Origin of the sequence: Caballeronia calidae, from assembly GCF_900044055.2 — a bacterium.
GTDB lineage: Bacteria > Pseudomonadota > Gammaproteobacteria > Burkholderiales > Burkholderiaceae > Caballeronia > Caballeronia calidae.
The window spans coordinates 101,350-114,740 of sequence record NZ_FCOX02000013.1; the positions used below are offsets into that span (position 1 = coordinate 101,350).

Consider the following 13,391-nt stretch of genomic DNA (forward strand, 5'->3'; position numbering starts at 1 on the left):
GATGAAGAACGAGCGCAAGACCGAACACGCCTTCACTCTGCTGGAATTGATGATCGCGCTGGGCGTCGCCGCGATCATCGCGACATTCGCCATTCCAGCATATCGGGCGCACGTGGCGAAGGCGCATCGCCTCGATGTCGTGTCCGCTTTGATGCGTGCTGTCCAGTTCGTCGAAACGGCGCGGCTCGCGCAGTCATCGGAAAGCGGTGAGGGCATCGCGCTCGGCGCCGGGCTCGATCAGGCGCCGTCGGGCGGTGCGGCGGCGTATCGCGTCGCCGTGCTGGCGGAATCGTCGACGAACGGCGGCTACGCGATCGAAGCCACGCCCGTCGCGCCCGGCGCGATGCAGGACGATGCTTGCGGCACCTTCGTCATCGATGCGACCGGGCTGCGCTGGAATCATCCGGCCGGCTCGACCGCGCCGCTCGACGCGGCACAGTCGGCGGCCTGCTGGGCGGGGAAGGGCTGATGGCGAAGTCAGAACACCGTGGGATCGACGGCGTTGTTGGAGGTTTCGGGCGCGGCGTTCTTCATCTGCTGATAGATGCGCCAGCCTTCCCATCCGGCGAGCGCGAGACCGCCCCATTTGAGCACGGGTTTCGCGCTGCGCAGCAGCTTCGTTCGCACCGGCTTGGTGAGCACGAGCGAGGCGACCGAGCCGATGATCGGATATTGCTTGAGCAGCACGCCGAGATTGCCCGAGCCGAGCAGCGTGGCGAGGATGCCGCCGATGCCGCCCGAGGACGCGCGGCGCTTGCCCCAGCGGCGCGATCCGCCGCCCGGCATCAGGAAGCGCAGAAAACTGAAGTGGGTCACGGATGAGCGCAGATCATAAGTGGCCTGCCGCAACTCCATGCGCTCGACATCCGCGCGTGCGATCAACAGTTCCTTGCGCAGCGCGCGCATATGCGGCGTGCGCAGCTTCTGCATCTTGTGGCGCCTGGGCGTCTTGAAGGTGTCGTCGTGTTGGCTCATGGCTTGGTGTGGGCGCGGGATCAGCGGAAGGTGTCGCGGTCCTTGCGGAATTCGGCGAGCGTGTCGTCGAACATGTTCGGCGCGTCGCGCAAGTTGCTGCGCGCGCGCAGGCCGCAGGCAAGCGCGATCAGCGCGTACAGAAGCGTAATGCCGCCGAGCGCCTGCCAGCGATACGTGTCCCAGAAGAAAATGGCGATGAGCACCGTGAGCGAGATGAGCGCCATCATCGCGAGCATCATGGCGGCGAGCCCGAGAAACACCACGCCGATGAGCCGCTCCTTCTCCTCCTGAAGCTCGATGCCGATGAGTTCAAGGCGCGTCTCGAAGATGGCGAAGGCGGAGCTCAGAATTCGTCGCAGTGGTCCGGGAGACGATTGCTGCGTTGACCGTTCTGTCGTCATGGCTTGAATGCGAGAAGCGCGTTGGTGCCGCTTTTTATGGTTCCGATCGGCGCATGAAGCAGCCGGCCGGCGCGAATGTCGAGCCGCGCGCCCGGGGAAGGGCGCTCGCGGTTCAATCCAACGTGGACCGCGATGGAAAGCAGATTAGCAATCTGCGGGCCATTGATGAGGGGAGACAGCCGCTTACTTGCGGTTGATCAGAAGGCCGATCACCATGCCGATGCCCGCCGCGATACCAATGGACGCCCACGGATGCTCGTGCACGTAGTCGTCGGTGGCGCGCGCGGCCTTCCTGCCCCGCTCGATCACGACGACCTGCGCGTCGGCGGCCTTTTCCTTCGCCTGCTTCAGACGCGCGAGCGCGGACTCGCGCAGTTCGGAAGCGCGTTCACCCGTGGCGGTAGCCGCCTGCTTCAAAAGATCTTCGGCGTCAGCGAGTACGGTTTTGATATCCGACATGAATCGCTCCTTATTGATTTCTGACATTAAAGGCTCCAATCGGTGAGGCTACGCGCATCGTAACCAAAGATGAGATCGCTGACGAGGAGGCCTTTTCCCTTGCAGGACGGACTGACGCAGATTCCATTCCAGTCGCGCGAGCTTGCCCGCGGTCGGCCGATGCCTCGTCAATGCATCAACACCGTTTCGGATTGATACGATCTGACCCGTAAAAGTTTCAGCCGCTTATCGAAAGTTACACAGCTTCGGAGAGATTCGGCGCCCGGAACGCAAAAGGGCCGACGCATGCGCCGGCCCTTCATCGATTGAACGAAGCTCTTAGAAAAACGCCTGAATGCCCGTCTGAGCGCGACCCAGAATCAGCGCATGGATATCGTGCGTGCCTTCGTATGTGTTCACGACTTCGAGATTCACGAGGTGACGCGCGACGCCGAATTCGTCGGAGATGCCGTTGCCGCCGAGCATGTCACGCGCGAGCCGCGCGATGTCGAGCGCTTTGCCGCACGAATTGCGCTTCATGATCGACGTGATCTCGACGGCCGCCGTGCCTTCGTCCTTCATGCGTCCGAGGCGCAGCACGCCTTGCAGGCCGAGCGTGATTTCGGTCTGCATGTCGGCGAGCTTCTTCTGGATCAGCTGATTTGCCGCGAGCGGCCGGCCGAACTGGTTGCGATCCAGCGTGTATTGCCGCGCCGTATGCCAGCACGCTTCGGCGGCGCCGAGCGCGCCCCAGGAAATGCCGTACCGCGCCGAGTTCAGGCAGGTGAACGGACCCTTCAGGCCGCGCACGTCCGGCAGCATGTTCTCTTCGGGGACGAACACTTCGTCCATCACGATCTCGCCGGTGATCGACGCGCGCAGCCCGACCTTGCCGTGAATCGCCGGCGCCGACAGCCCCTTCCAGCCTTTCTCGAGGATGAAGCCGCGAATCTCGTCGCGGCCGTCTTCCTCCAGCTTCGCCCAGACGACGAACACGTCCGCGATCGGCGAATTCGAGATCCACATCTTCGTGCCGGACAGCGCATAACCGTTCTGCACTTTCTTCGCGCGCGTCGTCATGCTGGCCGGATCGGAGCCGGCGTTCGGCTCGGTCAGTCCGAAGCAGCCGATCCATTCGCCGCTCGCGAGCTTCGGCAGATACTTTTCCTTTTGCGCGTGGCTACCGAAGGTGTTGATCGGCACCATCACGAGCGACGACTGCACCGACATCATCGAGCGATAGCCCGAATCCACGCGCTCCACTTCGCGCGCGATCAGGCCGTAGCACACGTAGTTGAGGCCGGGGCCGCCGTATTGCTCGGGGATCGTCGGGCCGAGCAGACCGAGTTCGCCCATTTCGCGGAAGATCGCCGGATCGGTCTTTTCCTCGCGAAACGCCTGCATGACGCGCGGTTGCAGCTTGTCCTGCGCGTAGGCGCGGGCGGCGTCGCGCACCATGCGTTCGTCTTCGGTCAATTGCTGATCCAGCAAGAGCGGATCTTCCCAGTTGAAGCGGGCGGCGTCGGCCATGTGAGTGTCTCCTGTTTTCATCGAAAAGCGCCGGAAGCGAAGCGGTGTCGAACAGCGTGTTGCGATCGGCCGACGTGCGGGGCGCTTGACATGAGTTCCGCTAAGCGAAACAATGTTTTGCAAATCAAGTCCCGAGTTTAGCACCCGATGTCAGCCGATTCCAATCGAAATTCCGCGTCGATTTCATCGCGTCATGTGTCGTCCGAGGACATCGACGAGCGCAAGTTCGTCGTCGCGCTCGCGCGTGGGCTCGATCTGCTGCGCGCGTTTCGCCCTGGCGAGACGTTGCTCGGCAATCGCGATTTCGTCGAGCGCACGGGTTTGCCGAAGGCGACGGTCAATCGTCTCGCCTACACGCTGACGACGCTCGGCTATCTGCGCTTTGACGAACCCGCCGGCAAGTACGCGCTCGACACGGGCGTGCTGTCGCTCGGCTACACGCTGCTCGCGGGCGCGGATACGCTCGAACTCGCGCGTCCGCACATGCGCGCGCTTGCACGGGAGATCGGCGCGGCGGTATCGCTCGGCTGTCGCGATGGGCTCGACATGATCTATCTGGAAACCATCCGCAGCGAGACGGCGCTGACGCTCGGGCTCGCGCCCGGTTCGCGCCTCTCGATGCTCACGAGCTCGATGGGCCGCGCCTATCTCGCCGTGCAGGAGCCGGCGGCGCGCGAGGCGCTGTTCGATGAGATCGGCAAGAGCGAAGACGCGGAAAAGGTCGATGCGGCGCGTCGCTCGATCGAAGACTTCGCGCGCGACGGCTGCTGCTACTCGTTCCGCGAATGGCACGACGACGTCAACGCCATCGCCGCGCCGTTCCGCGATCTGCGCAACGGGCGCTGGCTCGTGCTGTCGAGCAGCGGTCCGGCATCGTCGATGGACGAGGCGTACTTCCGCGAGACGATCGGACCGAAGCTCAAGGCGCTGGCCGCGCGTCTCGCATAGCAGGAATCAAAGCACCGTCCGGACGTGCCACAGCTCCGGAAACAGCACGACATCGAGCATCTTGCGCAGATACGACGCGCCCGCGGTGCCGCCCGTGCCGCCCTTGAAGCCGATGATGCGCTCCACCGTCGTCACATGACGGAAGCGCCATTGTCGAAACGCATCCTCCAGATCGACGAGCTCTTCTGCCATCTCGTACAAATCCCAGTGCTGCGACGGATCGCGATACACCGCGAGCCACGCGGCCTCGACGGACGGATCGTGCACGGTCGGCTGCGTCCAGTCGCGGTTCAGACGCTCGGGGTTGATCTCGAAGCCGCGCCGCGCGAGCAGGCGGATCACTTCGTCGTAGAAGGAGGGCGCCTCCAGCGTCTCGCGCACTTGCGCGAGAATCTCCGGCCGATGCGCGTGCGGCTTCAACATCTGCTCGTTCTTGTTGCCGAGCATGAACTCGATTTGCCGATACTGATGCGACTGAAATCCCGACGACTGCCCGAGGTACGGCCGCATCGCGGTGTATTCGGAGGGTGTCATCGTCGCGAGGACGTTCCACGCCTGCACCAGTTGCTCGAAGATGCGCGACACCCGCGCGAGCATCTTGAACGCGGGCGGCAGCTCGTCGCGATGCACGGCCGCGAGCGCCGCGCGCAGTTCGTACAGCGCGAGCTTCATCCACAGCTCGCTCGTCTGATGCTGCACGATGAACAGCATCTCGTTGTGATCCGGCGAGAGCGGATGCTGCGCGTTGAGGATCGAATCGAGGCCGAGGTAGTCGCCGTAGCTCATCGAATCGGAGAAATCGAGCTTGGCGTCGTGCCAGCCTTTTTCTTCGACGTTCGCGCCGTGACCGAAAGGGCAGCCTTGTGTGTTGCTCATGATCGACGCTCCTCTCAGGTCACCGATGCGCGCTCGGCGAACTCGGGCGCGCGCCAGCTTTCGGTCGCGAGCACGTCGCGCAGGGTTTCGACGGCGTCCCAAACATCGACGAAACGCGTGTAGAGCGGCGTGAAGCCGAAGCGCAGGATGCGCGGCTCGCGATAATCGCCGATCACGCCGCGCGCGATCAGCGCCTGCATCACTTCATAGCCGTACGGATGTTCGAAGCTCACCTGCGAGCCGCGTCGCGCGTGCTCGCGCGGGGTCGCGAGCGAAAGCGGGAATTCGCCACAGCGTTCCTCGACCAGCCTGATGAACAGATCGCCCAAAGCGAGCGACTTTCGGCGCAGCGCCTGCATGTCGGTTTGCAGGAACACGTCGAGACCGCATTCGACGAGCGACATCGACACCATCGGCTGCGTGCCGCATAGAAAGCGGCCGATGCCGTCATCCGGCCGATACACCGGGTCCATTTCGAACGGCTTCCTGTGCCCCCACCAGCCGGAAAGCGGCTGCGAGAACGCGTTCTGATGGCGCTTGGGCACCCAGACGAACGCGGGCGATCCCGGTCCGCCGTTCAGATACTTGTACGTGCAACCAACGGCGTAATCCGCGCCGACGCCGTTCAGATCGACCGGCACCGCGCCCGCCGAATGCGCGAGGTCCCAGACGGCGAGCGCGCCCGCGCGATGAATCGTCTGCGTGAGCGCGGCCATGTCGTGCATGTAGCCGGTGCGGTAGTTGACGTGCGTGATCATCGCGATGGCGGTCTTCTCGTCGATGGCCGACGCAAGCTCCGACGGATCATCGACAAGACGCAGCTCGTAGCCGCGATCCAACTGATCGATCAAACCCTGCGCGATATACAGATCGGTCGGAAAGTTCGAACGTTCGGAGACGATCACGCGGCGCTTCGGATCACGCTCGTTCGCGAGCTTCAACGCAGCCGACAGGATCTTGAAAAGATTCGCGGAGATCGTGTCCGTCACGACGACTTCGTCCTCGCCCGCGCCGATCAGCGGAGCCAGCTTGTTGCCGAGGCGCTTGGGCAGCGCGAACCAGCCGGCCGTGTTCCAGCTTCGGATCAGTCCTTCGCCCCATTCAGCGGCGATGACCTCGGCGGCGCGCGCGGCGGCGGCTTTGGGCGGCACGCCGAGCGAGTTGCCGTCGAGATAGATCACGCGCTTCGCGTCATCCGCGAGCGCGAACTGGTCGCGCAGGGCGCGCAGCGGATCGTCGCGGTCGAGCGCCGCGGCTTCGTCACGATGTTTCATCGAAAAGTCCATATATTTGAGGATGATCAGGAAAGCGGACGCAGGACGGCGCGCACCGGGCTTGCATCGAGCGTCGAGAATTTGAGCGGCAGAGCGATGAGCTCGTAATCGCCGGGCGCGACGGCATCGAGCACGAGGCCTTCGAGGATCGCCATGCCGTGCGCGCGGATGCGCTTGTGGGCGTCCATCGTCTTCGAGTCCTGCGGATCGAGCGAGGGCGTATCGATGCCGATGAGCTTCACGCCTTTTTCGGCCAGCAAGGCGATGGTTTCGGGCGCGACCGCGGTGAACGTGCTGTCCCACGCGTCGAGCGGCGCGTTCGGATAGGTGCGAAGCAGGACGCGCGCCGGAACGTCGGTGAGATGCGCGGCGATGTGCTCGGGCATCACGAGCGGCGCCGCGCCGATGCAGTGCACGACCCGGCACGCGCCGATGTACGTATCGAGCGCGACTTCGCCGATCGGCGCGCCATGCTCGTCGTAGTGAAGCGGTGCATCGGCGTGGGCGCCGGTATGCGGCGAAAGCGTGAGTCGCGCGACGTTGACGGGCGAGCCCGCCTCCATGCGCCACACACGCTCGATGCCGACAGGCGTATCGCCCGGCCATACGGGCGTCGCGGTATCGATCGGTGGGGAAATATCCAGCAGCGTCATGGCGCGCCCTAGCAGAAAGCGTGGAGATGCGTCAAATCATAGTCGCGTTATCTCGAAAGGTGCTTGCGAAATAACCACCCAAAACTGCCGCGCTTAGAACATAATTCGATGAAACGGGCTAGGGGACTCAAAAATGACCGGCTTCACGCTCGATGCAACGGATTGCCGAATTCTGGCGGTACTGCAGGAAGATGGACGGATCAGTAACCTGGACCTTGCGGAGCGCATCTCGCTCTCGCCGTCGGCGTGTCTGCGCCGAATGCGGCTGCTCGAAGAGGAAGGGGTGATCGCGAGCTATCGCGCGTGCCTCGACCGCGAGCGGCTGGGCATCGAACTGGAAGCATTCGTCCACGTCTCGATGCGCAACGACCAGGAGAACTGGCACGAGACGTTCGCCGCTGCCGTGCGCGAATGGCCCGAAGTGGTGGGCGCGTTCGTCGTCACGGGCGACACGCATTACGTGCTGCGGGTGCTCGCGCACAACCTCAAGCACTATTCGGACTTCATTCTTTCGAAGCTGTACAAGGCGCCCGGCGTCATCGACATCCGCTCGAACATCGTGCTTCAGACGATGAAGGACGACGCGGGCGTGCCGGTCGCGTTGATCGAGCAGCCGGGGCGCGGCCACGCGCCCTGAGCGGGCGCTTGACCGCTTACTTCAGCGACCCCAGCGTATGGAAGTCGCCCGCCTGAAAGACGAGCGGCGCGATCTCCGACGCGTCTTCACGCACACCGCAACGCTCCACTTCGCCGACGAAGATCACGTGATCGCCTTCGTCATAGCGGCTGCGGTTGTGGCATTCGAACCACGCGAGCGCGCCGTCGAGCACGGGCATGCCGGTGTCGCCGGCCGCGTGGGAGACGCCCGCGAAGCGGTCGCCCTTGACGGTCGCGAAGCGCCGGCACAGGTCGATCTGCGACGCCGCGAGCACGTTGATCACGTAGTGGGTGTTCGTGCGGAACACCGGCATCGACGCCGATTTCGTCGCGAGGCTCCACAGCACGAGCGGCGGATGGAGCGACACCGAGTTGAACGAACTCGCGGTGATGCCGATCAGCTGGCCGGACTCGGTGCGCGTCGTGATGACCGTGACACCGGTTGCAAACTGGCCGAGCGCGGCGCGAAACGCGGTCGGGTCGAAATTCGGGGTTTTGGCGCGTGTCATTTGGCAGATGAGCAGGCAAATGGGCGGTCGAATGAGTCGTGTGCTGCCGAGCCGGCCGCGCGTCGCGCTTCAGTCGGAAGAACCTTTTCAGAAGTCATGTAAAAGCTGGAGATTTGTCTCGATTTTAGCGGAATCGGCGGTCGCCAGCCGTCAATGAACGTACTCATGCAGCAAGATTTCGGCCGCCCGGCGCTTTCTGCGCGGTTCGGGCAAACCCAGTAAGCTCGATTCATCGCGCCCGGCGTTGGCGTCACGGAAGTTGAAGAAGCGGCCGGACGCATCCATATGCACGATCCGCGGCATCGCCGCATGCACTTGATGAGGAGTTGCGCCTTATGACCCAACCTAACCAGCAGAACGAGCAGGCGAGACTTGAGACCGCGACGCTCGGCGGCGGATGTTTCTGGTGCACCGAAGCCGTGTTTCTCGCGGTGCAGGGCGTGGAGTCGGTGGAATCGGGCTATGCGGGCGGGAAGGTGACCAATCCGTCTTACGAGCAGGTCTGCGAAGGCGGCACCGGTCACGCCGAGGTGGTGAAGGTCGTGTTCGATCCGTCCGTCATCGGTTATCGCGAGATTCTGGAGATCTTCTTCGCGACGCATGATCCGACCCAACTCAACCGGCAGGGCAACGACGTCGGCACGCAGTATCGCTCGGCCGTCTTCACGCATTCGGACGAGCAGCGCAAGACCGCGCTCGACGTCATCGACGAATTGCAACGCGAGGATATCTACGGCGGCAAGATCGTCACGCAAGTCGTGCCGCTCGCCGACGACTACTATCCGGCCGAGGCGTATCACCAGAACTACTTCGCGCAGCATCCGAATCAGGGCTATTGCGCGGCGGTCGTTGGTCCCAAGGTGGCCAAGTTCCGCAAGAAGTTCGCGCATCGGCTGAAGGCGTGATGCGTTTCTAGTCGTCTCGTGCGCGGTCGATCTCCGCAACGATGCCGCGCGCGAGCTCGAAACACGTGAGCGGCGCGGAGCCTTCCGCCTTGTTGTTCGCGGCGATCACCACCGGCTGGCCGGCGATCGCATAACGCGCGGCCAGTTCGGCGAGTGCGTCGCGCGTGTCGTGGTCTTCGTCGACGATCTTGTCGAACGGCTCGTACTTCGCCTTCGCCTGTTCATAGCGAAAGCCGCTGTGCAGGCTCCAGCGCACGACGAGCGCTCCCATGTGTTCTTCATCCAGCAATGCAAGCGCCTTCGCCTGACGGCGTACATCCGGCATGCGCGCGTGCACGCCGATGCAGTAGCGCACGTTCGCGTCGCGCAATGCGCGGATGAAGCGCGGCGTGAGCATGACGGCGTCGCGGATTTCGACCGCGTAGCACGACTCGCCTTCGAGCGGCGGCAGCGCCTTCAGAAACGCCGACAGCCGCTCGATGAAGCACGCCGGCTCGACGATCATCGCGTCGGGCAGCGGCGAGAACTGGAACACGAGCGCGCCCGCTTTCGCGCCGAGTCCGCCGATGCACGGCGTCACAAACTCGTCGATGGCGATTTGCGCGTTCAGGAACGCAGGGTTTTGCGCGTCCGGCGTGCCGCGCTCGCCGCGCACGAAGGCATCGGTGACGGAGGCGGGCGCTTTCACGATGAAGCGGAAATGCTCCGGCACTTGCGACGCGTAGCGCGCGTATTCGGCGAGCGACAGCGGCGCGTAGAACGAGCGGTCGATCGACACGCTCTTCAGGAGCGGATGCGCGCCGTAAGCGCTGAGGCCGTCGCGGGAAAGCCTGGTGTTCGAATACTCGTCGCCGTAGACGATGCCGCGCCAGCCGGGAAACGACCATGTCGACGTGCCGAGATGGATCGCTTCGGGCAGGCGTTGCGCCAGCGCTTCGAACTCGGGTTGCAAAGGCGCGGGCAGCACCCCGCGCGCTTTCGGCTGCGCGGCCGGCTTTTTCGGCTTCGCGGGCTCGGGCGGCGGGGCAGGCGCGGACTCGCCGAAGAGATCGAACTGGTCTTCAGCGTCGGCCGCTTCGAGAGGAGTCGAATCGTGGTTCAGAGCGCCTTCTCGTAGATGTACCGCCGCGACCACGGCAGCGTCCCGGCACTGCGCCCCGCCTTGCGGCAGACGACCTGATAGATCGACACATCGTCGTTCTCGAACGCATACGCGCAGCCCGCGAGATACACGCGCCAGATGCGGAAGTGCTCATCGTCGACGAGCGCCTTCGCTTCCTCGGCGTGCGCCTCGAAACGTTCGGCCCAGGCATCGAGCGTATGCGCGTAGTGCCGCCGCAGACTCTCGACGTCGACCGCTTCCAGCCCGCCGCGCTGCATGCATTCGAGTGCAAGGCCGATGTGCGGCAGCTCGCCGTCGGGGAACACGTATTTGTCGATGAATTCGCCGCCGCCGAACGCGGTTTCGCCGCTGTCGGCATCCGACGACGTGATGCCGTGATTCATCGCGATGCCGTCATCGACGAGCAGATCGCGGATCTTCGCGAAGTACCCCGGCAGATTCTTGCGCCCGACGTGCTCGAACATGCCGACGCTCGTGATGCGGTCGAACTGCCCCGGAATGTCGCGATAGTCCTGCAGCCGGATCTCGACCCGGTCTTCAAGTCCCGCGGCCTTCACGCGCTCGGTCGCGAGCTTGAACTGGTTCTCGGAGAGCGTGACGCCCACGCACTTCGCGCCGAACTTCTGCGCCGCGCGAATGACGAGCGCGCCCCAGCCGCAGCCGATATCGAGCAGCGTGTGCCCCGGCTGAACCTGGATCTTCGTGAGAATGTGGTCGATCTTCTTGAGCTGCGCGGTGTCGATGTCCTCGTCGCCGTTCTCGAAGTACGCGCACGAGTACACCATGTTCTTGTCGAGCCAGAGCTTGTAGAACTCGTTCGACACGTCGTAGTGGTACTGAATGGCCTTCTTGTCCGACGTCTTCGAGTGATTGAAGTAGCGTCGCACGCGGGCGAGCTTGCTCGCGCTCGTCACCGTGTTCTTCGCGAGCGAATAGCTGATGTTGATGATGTCGGAGAGCTTGCCTTCGATGTCGATCTTGCCCTTCACGTAGGCTTCGCCGAGGTTGTCGAGACTCGGTTCGAGCAGATAGGGCAGCGCGGTCGCGCTCTTCACGTGCAGCGTCACCTGAGGCGCGGCGAACTGGCCGAAATCGTGCTGCTGACCGTCCCACAGCACGAGACGTGCGGGCAGGTTGGCACGGTCCCGCACTTCCTCAACCCATTGCGTCAGCTTCTTCTCCCAGAACATGCTTGTTTCTCCGCGCTAGATGAAATCAAGGGTGGCTTGCGCCTCCATGTTCGTGCTGCCAGCCGCTTTCGCCTCGACGACGCCCGGGCGTGATGCGCTCGGTCCGCTTACGGCGCGAGCCTCGCGATGCGCCACGGATCGCCGGCGCTGTCACGCGTATAGACGATGCGGTCGTGCAGCCGCGAGGGGCGCCCCTGCCAGAACTCGACGGTATCGGGCACGAGGCGGTATCCGCCCCAGTGCGGCGGACGCGGCGGCGCGTCGCCGAACTTCGCGATCATCTCGCGTTCGCGCGCTTCCAGCGCCTCGCGGCTTTCGAGCGGCTGACTCTGATCCGACGCCCACGCGCCGATGCGCGAGCCGAGCGGTCGCGATGCGTAATATGCGTCGCTCTCCTCATCGCTCGTCTTTTCGACGCGGCCCTCGATGCGCACCTGGCGCTCGAGCTCGATCCAGTAGAACAGCAGGCTCGCCGCGGGATTGGCGGCGAGTTCGCGGCCCTTGCGGCTTTCGTAATTGGTGAAGAAGACAAACCCGCGCTCGTCTACGCCCTTGATGAGCACGATGCGCGCGGACGGGCGGCCTTGCGCGTCGACGGTCGCAAGGGTCATGGTATTCGGTTCGGGCAGCTTCGCATCGAGCGCCTGGGCGAACCACGCTTCGAATTGGCGCACCGGGTTCGGATCGACATCGGCGGTATCGAGCGCACCGCGCGAATAGTTTCTGCGAAGGTCTGCTAAGGTCGTCATTTTTATGCGTGCGCTACAGTCGCGTCAGTATAGCCAAGGTGAAACGATCTTGCCCTGATTGCGCGCGGACGTCTGTGCGCTGACTGGACACGACGCGCGCGACTATCACGTTCGGGGTTTCGATAAGGCAGAATACGCAATTCGACCGCATTTTGCATGATCTGACACCCAAGTTTGCAATGCCGACAGCCGTCCGTAAGCGTTGATTGACGCCGCACAACGAGACTGCGTTTTTCGTGGCTTTTGATTAGCTTTCAGCGGACGCGCTTTCAACGGATGGGCTTGAACGATCACGACTTCATTTACGTACGACATGAACGCTTCATCCGAAACCGCTGCAACGCCTTCCGTCGATGACGCCGACCGCGAGCGTCGCTTCGGCGGCATCGCGCGCCTGTATGGCGCACCCGCGCTCGCTGCGTTCGAAAGGGCGCATGTCGCGGTGATCGGCATCGGCGGTGTGGGCTCGTGGGTCGCTGAAGCGCTCGCGAGAAGCGCTGTCGGCAAGCTGACGCTGATCGATCTCGATAACGTCGCCGAAAGCAACACGAACCGGCAGATCCACGCGCTCGACGGCAACTACGGCAAGGCCAAGGTCGCGGCCATGGCCGAGCGCATCAGGCTGATCGATCCCGCGTGCGACGTACGGCAGATCGAGGACTTCGTCGAGCCCGGCAATTTCGACGCGACGCTTGGCGTCGGTTTCGATTACGTGGTCGACGCAATCGACAGCGTGCGTACGAAAACCGCGCTCATCGCGTGGTGCGTGGCGCGCAAGCAGGCGCTCATCACCGTGGGCGGAGCGGGCGGGCAACTGGATCCGACGCGCATCCGCATCGACGATCTCGCGCTCACGATTCAGGACCCGCTGTTGTCGAAGGTGCGCGGCCAGTTGCGCAAGCTGCATGGTTTTCCGCGCGGGCCGAAGGCGCGCTTCAAGGTGAGCGCGGTGTATTCGGACGAGCCTCTGATCTATCCCGAAGCGCCCGCATGCGATATCAGCGAAGGCGCGGAACACCTCGAAACCGGCGCGGGCTATTCCGGTCCGGTCGGGCTCAATTGCGCGGGCTTCGGGTCGAGCGTGTGCGTGACGGCGAGCTTCGGCTTCGCGGCGGCCGCGCATGTCTTGCGCGAACTGGCGAAACGCGCGGCGTGAAACGAAA

General features: G+C 63.8%; 17 protein-coding genes. 5 read left to right on the forward strand and 12 right to left on the reverse strand.

The features are described 5' to 3' along the window. Nucleotide 1: 1 nt before the first annotated feature. On the forward strand, nucleotides 2-469 hold the full coding sequence (locus AWB78_RS14635; RefSeq protein WP_062605339.1) for a type IV pilin protein: 468 nt from the start codon (nucleotides 2-4) through the stop codon (nucleotides 467-469). Nucleotides 470-477: 8 nt separating this feature from the next. Here AWB78_RS14635 and AWB78_RS14640 read toward each other — a convergent pair whose 3' ends face one another. The 4 genes from AWB78_RS14640 to AWB78_RS14655 form a co-directional block, all read right to left on the reverse strand. Next, entirely contained in the window at nucleotides 478-975 is a 498-nt protein-coding gene (locus AWB78_RS14640) for a DUF3318 domain-containing protein (RefSeq protein WP_062605341.1), read from the reverse strand. A 20-nt stretch (nucleotides 976-995) separates the two neighbouring features. After that, complete coding sequence (locus AWB78_RS14645; protein WP_062605343.1) at nucleotides 996-1,376, reverse strand: phage holin family protein; 381 nt, start codon at nucleotides 1,374-1,376, stop codon at nucleotides 996-998. Between the two features lie 183 nt (nucleotides 1,377-1,559). After that, nucleotides 1,560-1,862 carry an ElaB/YgaM/YqjD family protein gene (locus AWB78_RS14650; protein WP_062605345.1) on the reverse strand — a complete coding sequence of 101 codons (303 nt, stop codon included), beginning with the start codon at nucleotides 1,860-1,862 and terminating at the stop codon, nucleotides 1,560-1,562. A gap of 291 nt (nucleotides 1,863-2,153) precedes the next feature. Beyond that, nucleotides 2,154-3,344 carry an acyl-CoA dehydrogenase gene (locus AWB78_RS14655; RefSeq protein ID WP_062605347.1) on the reverse strand — a complete coding sequence of 397 codons (1,191 nt, stop codon included), beginning with the start codon at nucleotides 3,342-3,344 and terminating at the stop codon, nucleotides 2,154-2,156. 147 nt (nucleotides 3,345-3,491) lie between these two features. Here AWB78_RS14655 and AWB78_RS14660 point away from each other — a divergent pair, with 147 nt between their 5' ends. Further along, nucleotides 3,492-4,292, forward strand: a complete 801-nt coding sequence (locus AWB78_RS14660; protein ID WP_062605349.1) for an IclR family transcriptional regulator — start codon at nucleotides 3,492-3,494, stop codon at nucleotides 4,290-4,292. Between the two features lie 6 nt (nucleotides 4,293-4,298). On the opposite strand, the gene kynA is transcribed toward AWB78_RS14660, so the two are convergent. Genes kynA through kynB form a run of 3 tightly spaced genes read right to left on the reverse strand, consistent with a single transcriptional unit; the run spans nucleotide 4,299 to nucleotide 7,095 of the window. Continuing rightward, nucleotides 4,299-5,168, reverse strand: a complete 870-nt coding sequence (kynA, locus tag AWB78_RS14665; RefSeq protein WP_062605351.1) for a tryptophan 2,3-dioxygenase — start codon at nucleotides 5,166-5,168, stop codon at nucleotides 4,299-4,301. A 14-nt stretch (nucleotides 5,169-5,182) separates the two neighbouring features. Beyond that, nucleotides 5,183-6,442 (reverse strand): kynureninase, encoded by a 1,260-nt coding sequence (gene kynU, locus AWB78_RS14670; protein WP_062605473.1) that lies wholly within the window; start codon nucleotides 6,440-6,442, stop codon nucleotides 5,183-5,185. Nucleotides 6,443-6,468: 26 nt separating this feature from the next. Further along, nucleotides 6,469-7,095 carry an arylformamidase gene (gene kynB / locus AWB78_RS14675; protein WP_062605353.1) on the reverse strand — a complete coding sequence of 209 codons (627 nt, stop codon included), beginning with the start codon at nucleotides 7,093-7,095 and terminating at the stop codon, nucleotides 6,469-6,471. Nucleotides 7,096-7,228: 133 nt separating this feature from the next. Between kynB and AWB78_RS14680 the strand changes: the two genes are divergently transcribed. Beyond that, a complete protein-coding gene (locus tag AWB78_RS14680) occupies nucleotides 7,229-7,732 on the forward strand; it encodes an Lrp/AsnC family transcriptional regulator (protein ID WP_062605355.1) in 504 nt (167 codons plus the stop codon). Between the two features lie 16 nt (nucleotides 7,733-7,748). On the opposite strand, the gene AWB78_RS14685 is transcribed toward AWB78_RS14680, so the two are convergent. Further along, entirely contained in the window at nucleotides 7,749-8,261 is a 513-nt protein-coding gene (locus AWB78_RS14685) for a flavin reductase family protein (RefSeq protein ID WP_062605357.1), read from the reverse strand. 150 nt (nucleotides 8,262-8,411) lie between these two features. Then, nucleotides 8,412-8,546, reverse strand: coding sequence for a hypothetical protein (locus tag AWB78_RS49310; protein ID WP_269768932.1), 135 nt, complete (start codon nucleotides 8,544-8,546; stop codon nucleotides 8,412-8,414). A gap of 50 nt (nucleotides 8,547-8,596) precedes the next feature. Between AWB78_RS49310 and msrA the strand changes: the two genes are divergently transcribed. Beyond that, nucleotides 8,597-9,166 carry a peptide-methionine (S)-S-oxide reductase MsrA gene (gene msrA, locus AWB78_RS14690; RefSeq protein WP_062605359.1) on the forward strand — a complete coding sequence of 190 codons (570 nt, stop codon included), beginning with the start codon at nucleotides 8,597-8,599 and terminating at the stop codon, nucleotides 9,164-9,166. A 7-nt stretch (nucleotides 9,167-9,173) separates the two neighbouring features. On the opposite strand, the gene AWB78_RS14695 is transcribed toward msrA, so the two are convergent. The 3 genes from AWB78_RS14695 to pdxH all read right to left on the reverse strand — a co-directional run bounded on the left by AWB78_RS14695 (nucleotide 9,174) and on the right by pdxH (nucleotide 12,228). After that, nucleotides 9,174-10,301, reverse strand: coding sequence for a DUF72 domain-containing protein (locus AWB78_RS14695; protein ID WP_374729467.1), 1,128 nt, complete (start codon nucleotides 10,299-10,301; stop codon nucleotides 9,174-9,176). Then, entirely contained in the window at nucleotides 10,265-11,479 is a 1,215-nt protein-coding gene (locus AWB78_RS14700) for a class I SAM-dependent methyltransferase (RefSeq protein ID WP_062605361.1), read from the reverse strand. Before AWB78_RS14700 ends, AWB78_RS14695 begins: the two co-directional genes overlap by 37 nt. Before the next feature lie 107 nt (nucleotides 11,480-11,586). Continuing rightward, the gene (gene pdxH, locus AWB78_RS14705; RefSeq protein WP_062605364.1) at nucleotides 11,587-12,228 is read right to left on the reverse strand and encodes a pyridoxamine 5'-phosphate oxidase; all 642 of its coding nucleotides are present in this window, start codon (nucleotides 12,226-12,228) and stop codon (nucleotides 11,587-11,589) included. A gap of 313 nt (nucleotides 12,229-12,541) precedes the next feature. Between pdxH and AWB78_RS14710 the strand changes: the two genes are divergently transcribed. Next, entirely contained in the window at nucleotides 12,542-13,384 is an 843-nt protein-coding gene (locus AWB78_RS14710; protein ID WP_062605366.1) for a tRNA threonylcarbamoyladenosine dehydratase, read from the forward strand. The last annotated feature ends 7 nt before the right edge of the window (nucleotides 13,385-13,391 follow it).